The organism is Shewanella sp. W3-18-1 (assembly GCF_000015185.1).
Taxonomy (GTDB): Bacteria; Pseudomonadota; Gammaproteobacteria; order Enterobacterales; family Shewanellaceae; genus Shewanella; species Shewanella putrefaciens.
Window position 1 is genome coordinate 1,591,492 of the sequence record NC_008750.1, and the last position, 17,789, is coordinate 1,609,280.

General features: G+C 42.9%; 19 protein-coding genes. All 19 read left to right on the top strand.

Annotation, left to right across the window (positions count from 1 at the left end; genetic code table 11):
- Positions 1-99 precede the first annotated feature (99 nt).
- The 19 genes from SPUTW3181_RS07285 to fliS all read left to right on the top strand — a co-directional run bounded on the left by SPUTW3181_RS07285 (position 100) and on the right by fliS (position 17,741).
- Positions 100-1,020 carry a chemotaxis protein CheV gene (locus SPUTW3181_RS07285; protein ID WP_011788750.1) on the top strand — a complete coding sequence of 307 codons (921 nt, stop codon included), beginning with the start codon at positions 100-102 and terminating at the stop codon, positions 1,018-1,020.
- A 110-nt stretch (positions 1,021-1,130) separates the two neighbouring features.
- Positions 1,131-1,970 (top strand): CheR family methyltransferase, encoded by an 840-nt coding sequence (locus SPUTW3181_RS07290; protein WP_011788751.1) that lies wholly within the window; start codon positions 1,131-1,133, stop codon positions 1,968-1,970.
- 144 nt (positions 1,971-2,114) lie between these two features.
- Positions 2,115-2,519, top strand: coding sequence for a flagellar basal body rod protein FlgB (gene flgB, locus SPUTW3181_RS07295; protein ID WP_011788752.1), 405 nt, complete (start codon positions 2,115-2,117; stop codon positions 2,517-2,519).
- Between the two features lie 2 nt (positions 2,520-2,521).
- Positions 2,522-2,938, top strand: coding sequence for a flagellar basal body rod protein FlgC (flgC, locus tag SPUTW3181_RS07300; RefSeq protein ID WP_011788753.1), 417 nt, complete (start codon positions 2,522-2,524; stop codon positions 2,936-2,938).
- Positions 2,939-2,962: 24 nt separating this feature from the next.
- On the top strand, positions 2,963-3,724 hold the full coding sequence (flgD, locus tag SPUTW3181_RS07305; protein WP_011788754.1) for a flagellar hook assembly protein FlgD: 762 nt from the start codon (positions 2,963-2,965) through the stop codon (positions 3,722-3,724).
- 67 nt (positions 3,725-3,791) lie between these two features.
- Positions 3,792-5,153, top strand: coding sequence for a flagellar hook protein FlgE (gene flgE / locus SPUTW3181_RS07310; protein WP_011788755.1), 1,362 nt, complete (start codon positions 3,792-3,794; stop codon positions 5,151-5,153).
- Between the two features lie 170 nt (positions 5,154-5,323).
- Positions 5,324-6,067, top strand: a complete 744-nt coding sequence (flgF, locus tag SPUTW3181_RS07315; RefSeq protein ID WP_011788756.1) for a flagellar basal-body rod protein FlgF — start codon at positions 5,324-5,326, stop codon at positions 6,065-6,067.
- A gap of 10 nt (positions 6,068-6,077) precedes the next feature.
- A complete protein-coding gene (gene flgG / locus SPUTW3181_RS07320) occupies positions 6,078-6,866 on the top strand; it encodes a flagellar basal-body rod protein FlgG (protein WP_011788757.1) in 789 nt (262 codons plus the stop codon).
- 11 nt (positions 6,867-6,877) lie between these two features.
- Positions 6,878-7,552 carry a flagellar basal body L-ring protein FlgH gene (gene flgH / locus SPUTW3181_RS07325; protein ID WP_011788758.1) on the top strand — a complete coding sequence of 225 codons (675 nt, stop codon included), beginning with the start codon at positions 6,878-6,880 and terminating at the stop codon, positions 7,550-7,552.
- A gap of 11 nt (positions 7,553-7,563) precedes the next feature.
- Positions 7,564-8,655, top strand: a complete 1,092-nt coding sequence (locus SPUTW3181_RS07330) for a flagellar basal body P-ring protein FlgI (protein WP_011788759.1) — start codon at positions 7,564-7,566, stop codon at positions 8,653-8,655.
- 17 nt (positions 8,656-8,672) lie between these two features.
- Positions 8,673-9,830, top strand: coding sequence for a flagellar assembly peptidoglycan hydrolase FlgJ (locus tag SPUTW3181_RS07335; protein WP_011788760.1), 1,158 nt, complete (start codon positions 8,673-8,675; stop codon positions 9,828-9,830).
- Positions 9,831-9,870: 40 nt separating this feature from the next.
- Positions 9,871-11,796 carry a flagellar hook-associated protein FlgK gene (flgK, locus tag SPUTW3181_RS07340; protein WP_011788761.1) on the top strand — a complete coding sequence of 642 codons (1,926 nt, stop codon included), beginning with the start codon at positions 9,871-9,873 and terminating at the stop codon, positions 11,794-11,796.
- A gap of 11 nt (positions 11,797-11,807) precedes the next feature.
- Positions 11,808-13,019 carry a flagellar hook-associated protein FlgL gene (gene flgL, locus SPUTW3181_RS07345; RefSeq protein WP_011788762.1) on the top strand — a complete coding sequence of 404 codons (1,212 nt, stop codon included), beginning with the start codon at positions 11,808-11,810 and terminating at the stop codon, positions 13,017-13,019.
- A 102-nt stretch (positions 13,020-13,121) separates the two neighbouring features.
- The gene (locus SPUTW3181_RS07350) at positions 13,122-13,943 is read left to right on the top strand and encodes a flagellin (protein ID WP_011788763.1); all 822 of its coding nucleotides are present in this window, start codon (positions 13,122-13,124) and stop codon (positions 13,941-13,943) included.
- Positions 13,944-14,205: 262 nt separating this feature from the next.
- Positions 14,206-15,021, top strand: coding sequence for a flagellin (locus tag SPUTW3181_RS07355; RefSeq protein ID WP_011788764.1), 816 nt, complete (start codon positions 14,206-14,208; stop codon positions 15,019-15,021).
- A gap of 145 nt (positions 15,022-15,166) precedes the next feature.
- Positions 15,167-15,556 (top strand): flagellar protein FlaG, encoded by a 390-nt coding sequence (locus SPUTW3181_RS07360; RefSeq protein ID WP_011788765.1) that lies wholly within the window; start codon positions 15,167-15,169, stop codon positions 15,554-15,556.
- Between the two features lie 49 nt (positions 15,557-15,605).
- The gene (gene fliD / locus SPUTW3181_RS07365) at positions 15,606-16,976 is read left to right on the top strand and encodes a flagellar filament capping protein FliD (protein WP_011788766.1); all 1,371 of its coding nucleotides are present in this window, start codon (positions 15,606-15,608) and stop codon (positions 16,974-16,976) included.
- Positions 16,977-16,994: 18 nt separating this feature from the next.
- A complete protein-coding gene (locus SPUTW3181_RS07370; protein ID WP_011716410.1) occupies positions 16,995-17,324 on the top strand; it encodes a hypothetical protein in 330 nt (109 codons plus the stop codon).
- 6 nt (positions 17,325-17,330) lie between these two features.
- Positions 17,331-17,741, top strand: coding sequence for a flagellar export chaperone FliS (gene fliS, locus SPUTW3181_RS07375; protein ID WP_011788767.1), 411 nt, complete (start codon positions 17,331-17,333; stop codon positions 17,739-17,741).
- The last annotated feature ends 48 nt before the right edge of the window (positions 17,742-17,789 follow it).

Below are 17,789 nucleotides of genomic sequence, written 5' to 3' on the forward strand. Positions count from 1 at the left end.
TTTCAACTATGTTTATCGATAGTAAGACGTAAGCAATTTATATGCCTATACTCATACGAGTCTTAGGGTCGTACATAAACAGAACAACAAGGCAGAGTTATGTCGAGTATTCTTGATTCAGTCAACAAACGAACTCAGCTCGTTGGCCAAAACCGTTTAGAGCTTTTGCTATTTAAGTTAAATGGTCGTCAGCGATTCGGGATAAACGTGTTTAAGGTGAAAGAGGTACTGCAGTGTCCGCCTCTGACGACTTTGCCTAAACTTAACGCCAATGTGAAGGGGGTTGCACATATTCGAGGTACAACAATTTCAGTTATTGACCTCAGTGCGGCGACTGGTGGTCGTCCCTTAACGAGTACTGAAAATTGCTTCATTATTATTTCTGAATATAACCGAAGTGTGCAGGGCTTTTTAGTCAGTTCTGTTGAGCGGATTATTAACATGAACTGGGAGGCTATAATGCCTCCTCCTCAAGGTGCCGGTCGTTATTCTTATCTTACAGCGGTGACTGAAATTGAGGGGGAATTGGTTGAGATTTTAGATGTAGAAAAAATCTTAGATGAAATCTCACCGGTAAAAACGGCGATTAGTGAAGAACTCAATGAGCAACTAACCATCGACCGTACGCAGCATTACCATATTATGGTTATCGATGATTCCGCTGTCGCACGTAAGCAAATCATTCGCTCCTTAGAGTCTTTAAATTTGCAGATAGATACGGCGAAAGATGGTCGTGAGGCCCTCGATAAGTTAAAGGCTATTGCCAGTGAAATGGATAATGTTGCAGATGAAATTCCATTAATTATCTCTGACATTGAAATGCCTGAAATGGATGGTTATACCTTAACGGCTGAAATCCGCGATGATCCAAAGCTTAAACATATTAAAGTTGTGTTGCATACATCACTCAGTGGGGTGTTTAACCAAGCTATGGTGCAAAAAGTAGGGGCTAATGATTTTATTGCAAAGTTTAACCCAGATGAATTAGCAGCAGCAGTGAACAAGCATTTAAGTTTATAAATGATAGCGTCGGGGGTTAGTGCCGAGTTGAGCTTTGCGCTATAATCAGCCCCTTATAACATTTTAGTTTTGCACTGTTTTTGGTGCTCGCTAGCGATAGGATCTAGGACGTGAATGTGCCAAATAAGTCACTTGCTGAAGCTGAGTATAATCAATTTAGGTTGTTCCTAGAGCAACATAGCGGCATCGTACTGGGTGAAAATAAGCAATATCTAGTACGTAGCCGTCTTGCCCCTTTGATGGGGAAATATAATCTGCCATCATTATCTGATGTGGTTAAGCACTCGATGAAACCGACAGAGCGAGCTCTGAGGGCTGAGGTTATCGATGCAATGACGACAAATGAAACTTTATGGTTTCGTGATCGTTATCCTTTCGAGCTGCTTAACAATGTCCTGCTACCTGAGTACAACCGTTTAGGTCGCCCATTGAAAATTTGGTCTGCAGCTTGCTCATCTGGGCAAGAGCCTTACTCATTGGCGATGACCATTTTGGAATATCAGCAGAAAAAACCGGGTGCCCTTGCTGGCGGTGCAACAATTCAAGCAACAGATTTATCTCCCTCAATGCTAGAGCGTTGTAAAAATGCTGAATATGACAGCTTAGCTTTAGCAAGGGGCTTATCGGATGAGCGTAAGCGTCAGTTTTTTGATGCATTACCTTCTGGCAATATGAAGCTGAAGGATAATGTTAAGCGACTCGTTAACTTTAGAGCCCATAACCTGCTTGAAAGTTATACTTTGCTAGGTAAATTTGACATTATTTTTTGCCGTAACGTGCTAATTTACTTTGCGCCAGAGGCAAAAGCCAAAATTTTGCGGCAATTTGCTGCCGCTCTTAATCCAAAAGGGATTTTGTTTTTAGGGGCTTCAGAATCGATTGCAGGCTTAACCGATGAGTTTGATATGGTGCGTTGTAATCCTGGGATTTATTATCAGAAAAAGACTTAACTAGCTTATTTAATTAAAAATTACCGACTTATGTCGGTAATTTTTTGCCGCTATTTTTACCTGCCACCACTGTTTACCACTATTATCTTCTTTTTGGCACATGAATTGCTTTATTCCTGCGAGTGACACGATGGAGGCAATTTTATGGCGATCAATTTCGATAATGCATTGGGTGTGCATCAATACACTTTAGGCATACGTGCTGAACGGGCTGAAGTGATTTCAAGTAATATCGCAAATGCCGATACGCCACATTATAAAGCCCGTGATGTCGATTTCTCTGCTGCGATGCAAGCCGCTCGTAGCCAACAGCAACAGCGTAATCATCTCGATATGGGAGATAATGAACGGCACTTTGGTTTAGCGGAATTAACGGGCCAATATGTTAAATTTCGTGTTCCAAATCAACCTGATACTGGTGATGGTAATACTGTTGATATTCAACAGGAACAATCTGCCTTTATGCAAAATGCCCTCGAATATCAAATGTCACTGGGGTTTTTGGATAGTAAGTTTAGTGGCATGAAAAAAGCACTAAGAGGTGATTAATCATGAGTTTATTTAGCATTTTTGATGTCGCTGGCTCTGGAATGTCAGCACAATCGGTAAGGCTTAACACTACGGCCAGTAATATTGCAAATGCTGACTCAGTTTCAAGCAGTATCGATAAAACTTACCGTTCTCGTCATCCTATTTTTGAAGCTGAAATGGCTAAAGCACAGAGCCAACAGCAAACCTCTCAAGGGGTAACGGTAAGGGGGATAGTAGAAAGTGATAAACCCTTACTCAAAGAGTATTCACCAGATCATCCTATGGCGGATGCCGATGGCTTTATTTATAAACCGAATGTAAATGTCATGGAAGAAATGGCAGATATGATTTCTGCCTCTCGCTCATATCAAATGAATGTTCAAGTCGCTGAAGCCGCAAAATCAATGCTGCAACAAACACTTGGGATGGGTAAATAACATGGGTTATTTAGGAGGTAAGCTGTGAGCCTCATTAATCAAGTTAATCAAGCGTCAACGCAAACGACTCAAACTAAGAGTCAATCAGGTGCTGTAACAACGAACTCGACAACGGGAAATCCTTTTTTGGATAGTCTTCGTTTACCAACAGAGTCAATCGTGCCTGAAGCGAAAAGTCAGCAGTTGACACAAGAAGATTTTTTCTCGTTATTAAGTCAACAATTATCCATGCAAGATCCATTTAAGCCTGTGGATAATGACCAGATGATTGCTCAAATGGCTTCTTTCTCTACGGTAGATGGCATCTCTAAGCTTAATAAAGAAATTGTTAATCTAAATAGCGTAATGACATCGAGCCAAGCATTACAAGCAACGGGGCTTGTCGGACGAAAAGTGCTACTTCCCACTGATACTGGATACGTTTCTAGTGAAAATCCTTCGATGAAAGGGGTGATTAGTACAACGGAAAAAATTCCAGTGATCAATGTGCGGGTTGAGGATGAAAAAGGACAAGTGATTACCACATTTAATGTTGATGGTAGTAAAGGCGGTAATATTGATGTCAATTGGGATGGATTAGATAAGAATGGCCAACCCGTTGCTGCAGGTAATTATTCGATTAAAGCCAGCGGATTAGTTGATGGTACTTCCCAACAGTTAGCCGTATCCACCTATGCACATGTCAGTAGCGTTTCTTTAGGTACTGCCAGTACAGGGGCTATTTTGAATTTAAGGGGTGGGATGGCCTTTAAGCTATCCGATGTGTTGGCTGTATCCGAAACTTAATATTATCAGTATATGAATTGGACGTTACCCGTCCACAATTGAATTGAGTCAAATGTAGAGGTGAATTATGTCGTTTAACATTGCATTGAGTGGCATATCTGCCGCGCAGAAAGATTTAAACACGACTGCGAACAACATTGCTAACGCAAATACTGTTGGTTTTAAAGAGTCACGTGCTGAATTTGCGGATGTTTACGCTAATTCGATTTTCTCTAACTCTAAAACGGCCGTTGGTGGCGGTGTAGCAACGAGTCAAGTGGCGCAGCAATTCCACCAAGGTAGTTTACAGTTAACGAATAACTCTCTGGATTTGGCGATTAAAGGTGGTGGTTTTTTTGTCACATCTTCAGAGCTTGGCACATTAGATTTTTCCTATACTCGGGCTGGTGCATTTAAAGTTGATGCGAGTAACTATATGGTTGACTCATCTGGTAACTACTTGCAAACCTTTCCCGTTGATAAAGAAGGGAACTCAACGTCTGTCAGTTTAACGACTGCTAAACCTGTTCAAATCCCCGATACCGCAGGTAGCCCAGTAAAGACTGAGAATGTCAGTTTTCAGATGAATTTAAATGCTAAAGAGGGGTCACTCGATCCCGCTGCGTTCGATCCGACAGATCCTAAAACGTATACCAGTGTCACCTCAATGACGATTTATGACTCACTCGGTGAGCCACATATTATGACCTCCTACTTTGTTAAGCCCACTGATGGGGCATACAACGGTGAAAACAACTGGGTTGCCTACTATGCGGTTGATGGTAAGCAAGTAGATGTTGATGGAGCTGCTGGTACTTATCAAACAGATACAGATGGTGACGGTGTACCCGATGGAACGGCTACCGCAGAAACTACTGGTGGTTGGAGAGGCTCGGTACTGAAGTTTAACTCAGTTGGTGTTTATACGGGGAGCGATCCTGCAATAGTGACAACAGAAACCCTTGGTGTGGGTGGTGCAGGAGTATTGGGGCCTGGTGCCGATGGTACTCAAAATTTAACAATTAAGTTTAATGCCCCTACCCAGTATGCAGCTCCCTTTGCGGCGACAGAATTAACTCAAGACGGCACAACGGTTGGCCGCCTAACAAACGTTGAAATTGGTGCAGATGGTCTAATCACGGCCAGCTACTCTAACGGTTCAACGGTCCCCTTAGCGCGTGTTGCTTTGGTTCGTTTTGCTAATGAACAAGGCTTAACCCAAGTCGGTAATACCTCTTGGAAGGCGAGCTTAAATTCGGGCCCTGCACTAGCAGGTGAGGCAAATAGTGGCACATTCGGTAGTATTAGTTCTTCTGCGTTAGAGCAATCGAATATCGATTTGACCACTGAGCTGGTGGATCTTATTTCCGCTCAGCGTAACTTCCAAGCAAACTCTCGTACTTTGGAAGTTAATAACACCCTGCAACAAACTGTGCTACAGATCCGCTAGTTTTTGACGTTACCGTAAGTGTTGCCGCCAGCGGCAACACTTAGCCTCTTTACCGTATTCCCCTATAATCCCTTCTAATTTTTCTAATTAATCAACATATTAGGTATCGTTTTTGTTGGCACGATGCTTGCTTTGCTATTGTCAGGTAGAAAATTTGACGGAGCAGTCTTGTGGACAAATTCCTGTATATCTCCATGAGTGGGGCTAAGCAAAATATGAATGAGTTGGCCTTACGAGGCAACAACTTAGCCAATGCGAATACTGACGGCTTCAAGTCTGATATGGCGCAGGCAAGATCAATGCAAGCCTTTGGAGAAGGATTACCAACACGGGTGTTTGCCATGATCGAAACTCCGTCTGCTAATTTTCGTTCAGGCCCAATTAAGACGACAGGACGAGATCTTGACGTTGCCATTAAGGGCGATGGTTGGTTTGCTGTGCAGGCAAAAGATGGGGCAGAGGCTTATACCCGCTCTGGCAGCTTGAGTTTTGATGCGACAGGTCTCTTGCATAACGACCGAGGTAATCCGGTGATGGGAGATGCCGGGCCAATTGTACTGCCGTTACCCATAGATAAAGTGACTATTTCCCAGGATGGGATTATTTCTGTTCGTCCTCAAGGTGCTACCGCAGAGGTTATCGAAGAGGTTGGCAGACTTAAACTGGTCAATCCTGGTAATGCCCAGATGATGCGTGGCGAAGATGGTTTATTCAGACTTGTGTCAGGTAACGATGCTCCAGCAGACCCTAATGTCGCCGTGGAAAGTGGTGCAGTAGAAGGCAGTAACGTCAATCCAGTCGATGAGATGGTGTCTTTGATCGAATTACAACGTCAGTTTGAAATGCAAGTCAAGATGATGAAAACCGCGGAAGAAATTGACCGTGCTTCATCTTCATTAATGCGTATTAGTTAGGAGATAGATTATGCATCCGGCGTTATGGATTAGTAAAACTGGCTTAGACGCGCAGCAAACAGATATTGCGGTGATCTCAAACAACGTTGCCAACGCCAGTACTGTTGGTTACAAGAAGAGTCGAGCGGTATTTGAAGATTTGTTATATCAAACTGTTAACCAAGCGGGAGGGATTAGTGCATCAAACACTAAGTTACCCAATGGATTAAACATTGGTGCGGGTACAAAAGTGGTCGCCACACAAAAAATGTTTACCCAAGGCAATATGTTAACAACGGATAACTCATTGGATTTGATGATTGAGGGACCTGGTTTTTTTGAGGTACAGCTCCCCGACGGTACCACTGCCTATACCCGTAATGGTCAATTTACATTAGATGATACAGGGCAAATTGTAACGCCGGGATCAGGTTATGTTCTGCAACCTGCGATTACGATTCCCGAAGATGCAACCAGTATTACCGTTTCTGCAGAAGGTGAAGTGTCAGTAAAAACGGCAGGAGCCGCCGAAAACCAAGTGGTTGGTCAGCTCAGTATGACGGATTTTATTAACCCATCAGGTCTCGATCCTATGGGCCAAAACCTATATACAGAAACCGGGGCGAGCGGTACGCCTATTCAAGGCACTGCTTCATTGGATGGGATGGGGGCTATTCGGCAGGGAGCACTAGAAACCTCCAACGTCAATGTGACCGAAGAGCTTGTTAATCTTATTGAAAGCCAGCGTATCTACGAAATGAACTCCAAAGTGATTTCAGCGGTAGATCAAATGTTGGCGTATGTGAATCAGAACCTATAGAGGCACATATCATGGCTAGATATTTCATATTGGCCGCAGCCCTTCTGCTGAGTGCGTGTAGCTCGACACAAAAAAAGCCGATTGCTGACGATCCTTTTTATGCACCCGTTTATCCAGAAGCTCCCCCGACAAAAATTGCCGCAACGGGCTCTATTTATCAGGATAGTCAAGCGGCGAGTTTGTATTCTGATATTCGAGCCCACAAAGTGGGTGACATTATCACTATCGTCTTAAAGGAAGCGACTCAGGCGAAAAAGAGTGCGGGCAATCAGATCAAAAAAGGATCTGATATGAGTTTAGATCCTATCTATGCCGCTGGAAGCAATATCTCTGTCGCCGGCGTGCCTTTAGATTTGCGCTACAAAGACAGTATGAATACTAAGCGCGAGTCCGATGCAGATCAAAGTAACAGTCTTGATGGCAGTATCTCCGCCAATATCATGCAAGTACTTAATAACGGTAACTTAGTGGTACGTGGTGAGAAGTGGATTTCTATCAATAATGGTGATGAGTTTATTCGCGTTACAGGTATTGTCCGTTCACAGGACATCAAGCCTGATAACACAATAGATTCAACACGTATGGCTAATGCCCGTATCCAATACAGTGGCACAGGCACCTTTGCAGATGCTCAAAAAGTCGGTTGGTTGAGCCAGTTCTTTATGAGCGATTGGTGGCCTTTCTGAGGAGTCAAATCATGAGATTTAAACGGATTATCGCACTTGCCATACTGATATTCTCTTTGCCTAGTCAGGCAGAGAGAATCAAAGATATTGCCAATGTTCAAGGTGTTCGCAGTAACCAATTAATTGGTTATGGTTTGGTCGTTGGTTTGCCTGGTACTGGTGAGAAAACCAATTACACCGAGCAAACCTTCACAACGATGCTAAAAAATTTCGGGATCAATTTACCTGATAATTTTAGACCCAAAATCAAAAACGTAGCGGTAGTGGCTGTGCACGCTGATATGCCAGCGTTTATAAAACCAGGGCAAGAATTAGACGTTACTGTATCGAGTTTAGGTGAGGCTAAAAGTTTGCGCGGTGGCACGCTATTACAAACGTTTCTCAAAGGGGTCGATGGTAATGTGTACGCCATTGCCCAAGGGAGTTTAGTGGTGAGTGGTTTTAGTGCTGAAGGTTTGGATGGTTCTAAAGTTATTCAAAATACGCCTACAGTAGGCCGCATTCCAAACGGTGCGATAGTCGAGCGTAGTGTGGCAACGCCATTTTCAAGTGGCGATTATTTGACGTTTAACCTGCGCCGTGCCGATTTTTCAACCGCTCAACGAATGGCTGATGCCATTAATGATTTACTTGGGCCAGATATGGCGCGCCCATTAGATGCTACATCAGTACAAGTCAGTGCCCCAAGAGATGTCTCACAGCGGGTATCCTTTCTTGCAACCCTCGAAAATTTGGATGTTATTCCAGCAGAAGAATCAGCCAAAGTGATTGTTAATTCACGTACGGGAACGATTGTTGTCGGGCAAAACGTAAAATTACTGCCCGCGGCAATAACCCATGGTGGTTTAACCGTAACTATTGCAGAAGCAACGCAGGTATCTCAACCTAATGCATTGGCTAATGGTGAAACGGTTGTGACGGCTGACACCACAATAGGTGTCAGTGAAAGCGATCGCCGTATGTTTATGTTTAGCCCAGGAACCACTTTGGACGAGTTAGTCAGAGCCGTCAACTTAGTGGGTGCGGCCCCTTCAGATGTACTTGCTATCCTAGAAGCGTTAAAAGTGGCAGGTGCTTTGCATGGTGAGCTTATCATCATCTAATTTCTGTCGGGAAAACTATGGAAAAGCTTTCAAGTTCATCACATTTTCTTGACCTGGGAGGCTTAGATTCACTTCGCGCTCAGGCACAGAAAGATGAGAAGGGCACTTTAAAACAAGTTGCCCAACAATTTGAAGGCATTTTCGTGCAAATGTTGATGAAAAGCATGCGCGATGCTAATGCGGTATTTGAATCGGATAGTCCCCTCAATAGCCAATACACTAAGTTCTATGAACAAATGCGTGATCAGCAATTGTCTGTGGATTTGTCAGATAAAGGAGTATTAGGACTGGCTGACATGATGGTGCAGCAGCTCTCGCCTGAATCTAGCCAGCTTACACCAGCCTCAGTATTACGTAATGATGGTGGTGAAAAACTACAGCGAGGTGATAAAGCATTCACAGCTCCTGCACAAAATACATCAACCCAAGATGTACTTGATGCTTCAACACCACCTGTGAGTTCTTCAACACAGATCCCAACGTATATCGCTCGTCCAACATTTGAGTCCGATAGACCCGAGGCTGTGACATCATCATTGGATATCGACACTCCAATACCTTCACTCGCGATAAATACGCCCAAACCTGCGTGGTCAGAGCAACCATTATCGCCGATTGAGACCGTCATCAGTGGCCAGATTTTGCCGACTGTGGCATTTAAAGAAACTCAAAAAACGCTCAAGTTTGGTAGCCGAGAAGAGTTTTTGGCGACCTTGTATCCCCATGCTGAAAAAGCGGCTAAGGCTTTAGGTACGAAACCAGAAGTGCTACTTGCACAATCTGCACTCGAAACCGGTTGGGGACAAAAAATAGTACGTGGCAGTAATGGTGCGCCTAGCCACAACTTATTCAATATTAAAGCTGATCGCCGTTGGCTTGGAGATAAAGCTAACGTGAGTACCTTGGAATTTGAACAGGGTATTGCCGTGAGACAGAAAGCCGATTTTCGTGTTTACACCGACTTTGAGCATAGTTTCAATGATTTTGTCACCTTTATTGCTGAAGGTGAGCGTTATCAAGGTGCTACAAAAGTCGCCGCTTCACCAACCCAATTTATTCGTGCATTGAAGGATGCGGGCTATGCCACTGATCCTAAATATGCTGAGAAAGTCATTAAAGTGATGCAGACCATAAGCCAAGAGCTTAAGTCGATACTGCCAGGAGAAGACAAATGATAAATCTTCATAGGATATTCGTTCTGAGGAGTGTCGGCTAATGGCGATTGACCTATTAAATATTGCACGTACTGGTGTGCTTGCCTCTCAATCGCAGCTAGGGGTTACCAGTAATAACATTGCTAATGCGAATACCGCAGGCTATCACAGACAAGTGGCAACTCAGTCAACGCTGGAGTCGCAACGCTTTGGTAATAGTTTTTATGGTACAGGGACTTACGTTGATGACGTAAAGCGTATCTACAATGATTATGCGGCAAGAGAATTACGCATTGGGCAAACAACCTTAAGTGGCGCAGAAGCAAGCTACGGCAAACTCAGTGAGCTCGATCAACTGTTTTCTCAAATCGGTAAAATGGTGCCGCAGAGCTTAAATTCTCTCTTTGCTGGAGTAAACAGTTTAGCGGATTTACCTGCTGATTTAGGTCTTCGCAGCTCAACCCTGACTGATGCTAAACAAGTGGCAAGTAGCTTGAATCAGATGCAATCGAGTCTAAATGGCCAGCTTACGCAAACCAATGACCAGATCACGGGGATGACTAAGCGCATCAACGAGATTAGTAAGGAGCTGGCTAATTTAAATCTCGAGCTGATGAAATCGCCAAATCAAGATGCCATGTTACTCGATAAGCAAGATGCACTCATTCAAGAGCTAAGCCAATATGCTCAGGTGAATGTAATTCCTCAAGAGAATGGTGCAAAAAGTATTATGTTAGGTGGTTCGGTGATGTTGGTTTCCGGTGAAATCGCCATGACGATGGATACTAAAACTGGAGATCCATTTCCCAATGAATTGCAATTGACGTCAAGTATTGGCTCACAAAGTGTTGCTGCCGATCCGAGCAAGTTAGGTGGGCAATTAGGGGCGTTGTTTGAGTACCGTGATCAAACGTTAATTCCTGCAAGCCATGAGCTTGATCAGTTGGCCCTGGGGATTGCTGATAACTTCAACAAAATGCAGCAACAAGGATTAGATCTAAATGGCCAAGTGGGAGCGAATATCTTTAGGGATATTAATGATCCTTTGATGTCATTGGGTCGTGTTGGTGGCTATTCAAACAATACTGGTAACGCAACCTTAGGCGTGAATATTGATGACACAAGCTTATTAACGGGTGGCTCATATGAGTTATCTTTTACTGCGCCGGCCTCCTATGAACTAAGGGATACAGAAACAGGGGTAATTACACCACTGACGTTAAATGGGTCGACCTTAGAAGGTGGTGCTGGATTTTCAATCGATATTAAAGCAGGGGCGATGGCTTCAGGTGATCGCTTTATTATTCGACCTACTGCGGGCGCCGCTAACGGCATTACCGTTGAAATGACGGATCCTAAAGGCATTGCTGCGGCTTCGCCTAAAATAACACCAGATACCGCGAACTCGGGTAATACCCAAGTTAAAGTGACGCAAATTACTAATCGTAGTGCCGCCAACTTTCCCGTTACTGGCAGTGAATTGACTATTCAGCTCGATACTACGGCTGCGCCTCCAACCTATGAAGCATTCGATGCGTCAGGAAGCTCTCTTGGCGCCGCCGCTCCTTATACACCACCAAGTATTAGTGCCTTTGGTTTTACCTTTGAAGTTGATAGCACTGCAGCCGCTAGCAATGACAGATTTACCTTCGATTTATCCTTCGCCGAGGGTGATAACTCTAATGCTGTCGCTATGGCTAAGTTGAGCGAAAGTAAAGTGATGAATGGGGGGAAGTCAACCTTAGCGGATGTATTTGAAAATACAAAAATTGACATAGGCAGTAAGACAAAAGCGGCCGAAGTGCGTGTAGGGTCTGCAGAGGCTATTTACCAACAAGCCTATGCCAGAGTAGAAAGCGAATCGGGCGTCAACTTAGATGAAGAAGCCGCCAATTTAATGCGTTTTCAACAGGCTTATCAAGCCTCTGCTCGTATCATGACTACGGCACAACAAATTTTTGACACCCTATTAACTTCAGTGCGTTAGGAGATTTAATCATGCGACTATCATCCGCGCAGATCTTTAATCAAAGCATTACGAGTGTACTGCAAAAGCAAACGGCAACTAGCAAGATCCTCGAACAGCTCAGTAGCGGCAAAAAAGTCAATACTGCGGGTGATGATCCCGTTGCGGCGCTAGGTATCGATAACCTGAATCAACGCAATGCCTTAGTCGATCAATTTATGAAGAATATTGACTACGCGACTAATCGATTAGCAGTAACTGAAAGTAAGTTGGGGAGTGCCGAAAATCTGGCATCTTCCATACGTGAACAAGTTATGCGAGCGGTAAACGGCACACTAGCGGATTCTGAGCGGCAAATGATTGCCGATGAAATGAAAGGAAGCTTAGAAGAGTTACTGTCTATTGCCAATAGTAAGGATGAATCTGGCAACTATATGTTCTCTGGTTACAGCACGGATAAAGAGCCATTTGCTTTCGACAACTCAACACCTCCCCAAATAGTTTACAGCGGTGATTCTGGCGTCAGAAATAGCTTAGTACAAACGGGTGTAGCCCTAGGGACTAATGTACCTGGCGATACTGCTTTTATGAAAGCACCAAATGGACTTGGCGATTATAGCGTCAATTATTTGGCCAGTCAGCAGGGAGAATTTAGTGTTAAAGCGGCAAAAATTGCTGATACATCAACTTATCTCGCTGATACATATACATTTAACTTCACAGATAATGGCGTAGGTGGCACAAATTTACAAGTGCTTGACTCTGCCAATAACCCAGTGGCTAACGTCACCAATTTTGATGCGACTACCCCCGTTAGTTTCAATGGCATTGAAGTTAAAGTCTCTGGTAAACCCAGTGCTGGCGATAGTTTCACCATGGAACCTCAGGCCGAAGTCAGTATTTTCGATACTATCAGTAGTGCAATCGCATTAATCGAGGATCCTAATTCTGCTAACACTCCGCAAGGTCGTGCGCAGTTGGCACAGATATTGAATGACATCGATAGTGGCGTCAATCAGATCAGTTCTGCCAGAAGTGTGGCGGGAAATAATCTGAAAGCCGTTGAAAGCTACAAAGATACTCACATCGAGGAACAAGTGTTGAATACATCTGCTCTTTCTCTACTTGAGGATCTTGATTACGCGTCAGCGATTACGGAATTTGAAAAGCAGCAGCTTGCATTGAACGCAGTCTCTAGCGTGTTTAGTAAGGTGGGTTCTGTTTCCCTGTTTGATTATATTTAATCGTGATTTTTAGGTGTAATAGCCTAAATGCACTGGTAGTTTCAAGATTGGAAATGGCCAAGCTTCGAAGTCTTGGCAAGATACTTAGAAGAGGAAAATACTATGGCTATTACAGTTAATACCAACGTGACTTCGATGAAGGCACAGAAAAATTTAAATACATCCAGTAGTGGTTTAGCAACCTCTATGGAACGTTTATCGAGTGGTCTGCGTATTAATAGCGCCAAAGATGACGCTGCGGGTTTAGCAATCTCAAACCGTTTAAATAGTCAAGTGCGGGGCTTAGATGTGGGTATGCGTAATGCAAACGATGCCATTTCTATTGCCCAGATTGCTGAAGGTGCAATGCAAGAGCAGACTAACATGCTGCAACGTATGCGTGATTTGACTGTACAAGCTGAAAACGGTGCAAATAGTACCGATGATTTAGATGCAATACAAAAAGAGATCGATCAATTAGCTGAAGAAATTACTGCCATTGGTGACAGTACCGCTTTTGGTAATACTAAACTGATGACAGGGAATTTTTCAGCAGGAAAAACCTTCCAAGTAGGGCACCAAGAAGGTGAAGATATCACTATTTCCGTTGGTACCAATAATGCTGGGACTTTAATGGTTAGTACATTAGCGATTGCAACTTCAGGTGGCCGCTCTACAGCCCTCGCAGCCATTGATGCGGCAATTAAAAATATTGATAACCAACGTGCAGCCTTAGGTGCCAAACAGAACCGTTTAGCCTATAACATCAGTAACAGTGCTAACACTCAAGCCAACGTTGCCGATGCTAAGAGCCGTATTGTCGATGTCGATTTTGCTAAAGAAACATCAGTAATGACGAAAAACCAAGTATTACAACAAACGGGTTCTGCAATGTTAGCGCAGGCTAACCAATTGCCTCAAGTTGCGCTGTCACTACTGGGATAATTTACTAAGCAGAACATATCAATACAGGACGTTGCTTTTGCCTACTTTCTTCTAGAAAAAGGAGATATAGTAGGCAAAGTGTTTTTATATGTTTTTTATGCCATTGAAAATATTGCTTTTATATAGAATTGAATATTTTTAAAAAATAATCCTAAAGATAAAAAAGGTGCTGCCGTTAAATATACTGTAACCACTAAGACCCGCCTGGCTTAAGTAGACAGGCAAGTTAAGTTAACAAGCCAGGTATACAGAGGAAACGATCATGGCCATTACAGTAAACACTAACGTAACATCTTTAAAAGCACAGAAAAACTTAAATACTTCAGCGAGCGGTTTGGCCACTTCCATGGAACGTTTATCCAGTGGTCTGCGTATTAACGGTGCAAAGGACGATGCGGCAGGTTTAGCAATTTCTAACCGCTTAAATAGCCAAGTCCGTGGTTTAGATGTGGGTATGCGTAACGCTAACGATGCTATCTCTATCGCCCAAATTTCTGAAGGTGCGATGCAAGAACAAACTAACATGCTGCAACGTATGCGTGACTTAACCGTTCAAGCAGAAAACGGTGCCAATAGTACCGATGACTTAGATGCAATACAAAAAGAGATCGATGAGTTAGCATTAGAAATCACTGAGATCGGTACAAATACGGCCTTTGGTACTACTAAATTACTTGATGGCACTTTCTCTGCTGGTAAGACTTTCCAAGTAGGGCACCAAACAGGTGAGGATATTACGATTTCTGTGGCAAAAACCACTGCATCAGCATTAAAAGTTGGTAGTTTAGATATTACAGGCTCTGCCCGAGCCTCTGCACTGGCTGCGATTGATGCTGCAATTAAAACCATTGATAGTCAGCGTGCGGATCTTGGTGCTAAGCAAAACCGTTTAGCCTATAACATCAGTAATAGTGCTAACACTCAGGCCAACATTGCTGATGCTAAGAGTCGTATTGTGGATGTGGACTTTGCGAAAGAAACATCGCAAATGACCAAGAACCAAGTATTGCAACAAACGGGTTCTGCTATGTTAGCCCAAGCTAACCAATTACCTCAAGTGGCCTTATCACTGCTGTAATAGAAAGCAAGAGGTGAGACAGTGATAGGGAGGTTCGGCAACGGATCTCCCTTTGCTGTATTAAAGGTCTAGAAAGTTTTTAAAGTACACAGGTCTTATACTTATATTAGGTAAAGTTCTGTGTTCAATTTGGTGAGGTATCGCTATGGATATCAATATAGCAAGTTCATCGACTATGGTTCACAATAAAGTCGAACTAGCTCAGACGCAGTTAAAGGGGTCTGCGGATGTCGAGTTAAAGCGAAATGCCGCAGTATCGGCAATTGAGCAAACGGTAGTACAAGATGATATCGAAAATGAACAACATCCAGATCCCGCTAAACTTTCGCAAGTTGCTACTGAACTGTCTGATATGATGTCTATGATGCGTAAGGGGCTTGCGTTTAAAGTTGATGAAAAATCGGGTCAGGCGGTTGTGACTGTTTTAGATAAAGATACGGGTGATGTTATCAGGCAAATGCCTAGTGAAGAAGCACTAGCATTAGCTGAAAAGCTATCTGAAGTGACAGGGCTTTTGATGAAAACAGAGGCTTAAAATACTGACATTACTAAATATAGTGATAGTTGATGAGTAAGAGGTTTGTATGGCATTAACAGCGACAGGTATCGGCTCAGGCTTAGATATTGCTAACATTGTAAAAGTGTTAGTGGATGCCGAAAAAACACCGAAAGAGGCAATGTTTAATAAAACAGAAGACAGCATTAAAGCTAAGGTTTCTGCTATGGGAACCTTAAAAAGCGCACTGACGACATTTCAGGATGCCGTAAAAAAATTACAAACCGGTGAGGCTTTAAATCAACGCAAAATATCCGTTAGTAATAGTACATATTTAACTGCAACTGCTGATAAAACAGCTCAAACAGGTAGTTATGCTATTAAAGTTGAACAGCTCGCTGTCAACCATAAGATTGCAGGAGCAAATGTTGCGAATCCTGCATCTGGTGTTGGTGAAGGAAGCCTAGATTTTGACATCAATGGAAAAAATTTCTCTGTTGATATAGCCGCAACAGATTCCCTTGATGCAATAGCCAAAAAAGTCAATAAAGCTTCTGACAATGTGGGTGTTACCGCAACCGTAGTTACCAGTGATGCTGGTAGTCGATTGGTGTTTAGTTCCAATAAAACGGGTGAGGATAATCAAATCAATATTACTGCGACTGACACTTCAGGCTCAGGGCTCAGTGATATGTTTGATGCCAGTAATATTACAACATTACAAGATGCCAAAAATGCAGTGATCTATATTGATAACCAAAAAGTCACCTCGCAAACTAATGAAGTTAAGAATGCGATTACAGGTGTGACTTTACAGTTAACAGATGCTGATCTTACTAAAACCACTTCACTCAAAATAGAACAAGATAACGATGCAGTTAAAACAAACGTTAAGGCATTTGTTGATGCCTACAATAGCTTAGTTACAACGGTCGATAAGCTGTCATCCTACGATCAAGATACAAATACTGCAGCGGCATTGCAGGGCGACTCGATGATCCGTTCGATTGAATCACAACTCCGTAGTATTGCGAGCGAACGAGTGCCTACCGAAGATGGTGGTTCTATAGCTTTGTATGATATAGGTATCACAACAGATAGATATGGTAAGTTATCTATTGATGATACTAAGCTTGATAAAGTGCTTTCTGAGGATATGTCTAGTGTTGAAGCTCTCTTTGCTACACCAGAAAAAGGCTTAGCTAATCGGTTTTACGATGTTTCTGAAAGCTATGTTAAATCCCGAGGCGTGATTGCAGATAGAGAGACAAGTTATACTAATCAGCAAAGTAGGTTAGCAGATCAAAGAGAAGCCTTTACCCTTAAAATGGATCAGTTAACTGCACGTTTAACAAAGCAGTTTAATGCGATGGATCTTGTCGTAGGACAACTTAACCAGCAGAGTAGTGGTTTACTTGCTAGTTTAAACTCGCTTCCTGGAGCAGTTAAAAAGAGTTAGTAAGTAAGGAAACGTCTAGTGAAACAACTTAATGAACTTAATGAACTTAATATAACGCTCAGCGACACATTGAATCAGTTAACTCGCATCCCCGCAGAATATCCTCAAACTGACGAGTTGGTGTCAAATTTGCAGGTACTCGTTGGAGAGCGTCAACTTTTACTCAATGTATTAGTGGCTGATGCTAGCATGACGGACGCTGATTATCTTCAGTGTCAGCTTGACCTCACTAAAGAGTTCACTATTAAGGCAAATCACATCATGGCGGACAGGCAAGCATTATTACATGCGGGCAGTAAGAATAAGCGCCAGATTAGTGTTTACGAGACAATAGATTCAAACAGGTAGGTATTTATGAGAGGATCGCTGCAATCATATCGTAAGGTTTCGTTAGAAAGTGAGATCACTGTAGCTTCACCGCATCGAATCATTCAGTTAATGTTTGCTGGAGCGCTGCAACGTTTGGCACAAAGCCGTTACGCTATTGAGCAAAATGATTTGGCCAATAAAGGTATTTATATTAATAAAGCTATCGGTATTATTACTGGTTTAAGTAATAGTTTGAACATGGATGCCGGTGGGCAAATAGCAAAGAATTTAAGCGAGCTCTATGATTTCATGCTGCGCAAAATTTCAGAAGCTAACTTGAATAATGATGTGAAAGCAATAGATGATGTGTGCGATATTTTACGTACCATTAAAGAAGGCTGGGATGCTATTCCTGCCGATAAACATAATTTATCTTCCCATTCCGACGCGGGTTAAGGTTGTTAAAGGGCAAATAAAAAAGCGCACTTTGTGCGCTTTTTTTAT

What these genes read in the sequence shown, in the direction of transcription:
- SPUTW3181_RS07285 (WP_011788750.1), top strand. Translation starts at nt 100, where the DNA reads ATGTCGAGTATTCTTGATTCAGTCAACAAACGAACTCAGCTCGTTGGC.
- flgB (WP_011788752.1), top strand. Translation starts at nt 2,115, where the DNA reads ATGGCGATCAATTTCGATAATGCATTGGGTGTGCATCAATACACTTTA.
- flgC (WP_011788753.1), top strand. Translation starts at nt 2,522, where the DNA reads ATGAGTTTATTTAGCATTTTTGATGTCGCTGGCTCTGGAATGTCAGCA.
- flgE (WP_011788755.1), top strand. Translation starts at nt 3,792, where the DNA reads ATGTCGTTTAACATTGCATTGAGTGGCATATCTGCCGCGCAGAAAGAT.
- flgG (WP_011788757.1), top strand. Translation starts at nt 6,078, where the DNA reads ATGCATCCGGCGTTATGGATTAGTAAAACTGGCTTAGACGCGCAGCAA.
- flgH (WP_011788758.1), top strand. Translation starts at nt 6,878, where the DNA reads ATGGCTAGATATTTCATATTGGCCGCAGCCCTTCTGCTGAGTGCGTGT.
- SPUTW3181_RS07330 (WP_011788759.1), top strand. Translation starts at nt 7,564, where the DNA reads ATGAGATTTAAACGGATTATCGCACTTGCCATACTGATATTCTCTTTG.
- SPUTW3181_RS07335 (WP_011788760.1), top strand. Translation starts at nt 8,673, where the DNA reads ATGGAAAAGCTTTCAAGTTCATCACATTTTCTTGACCTGGGAGGCTTA.
- flgK (WP_011788761.1), top strand. Translation starts at nt 9,871, where the DNA reads ATGGCGATTGACCTATTAAATATTGCACGTACTGGTGTGCTTGCCTCT.
- flgL (WP_011788762.1), top strand. Translation starts at nt 11,808, where the DNA reads ATGCGACTATCATCCGCGCAGATCTTTAATCAAAGCATTACGAGTGTA.
- SPUTW3181_RS07350 (WP_011788763.1), top strand. Translation starts at nt 13,122, where the DNA reads ATGGCTATTACAGTTAATACCAACGTGACTTCGATGAAGGCACAGAAA.
- SPUTW3181_RS07355 (WP_011788764.1), top strand. Translation starts at nt 14,206, where the DNA reads ATGGCCATTACAGTAAACACTAACGTAACATCTTTAAAAGCACAGAAA.
- SPUTW3181_RS07360 (WP_011788765.1), top strand. Translation starts at nt 15,167, where the DNA reads ATGGATATCAATATAGCAAGTTCATCGACTATGGTTCACAATAAAGTC.
- fliD (WP_011788766.1), top strand. Translation starts at nt 15,606, where the DNA reads ATGGCATTAACAGCGACAGGTATCGGCTCAGGCTTAGATATTGCTAAC.
- fliS (WP_011788767.1), top strand. Translation starts at nt 17,331, where the DNA reads ATGAGAGGATCGCTGCAATCATATCGTAAGGTTTCGTTAGAAAGTGAG.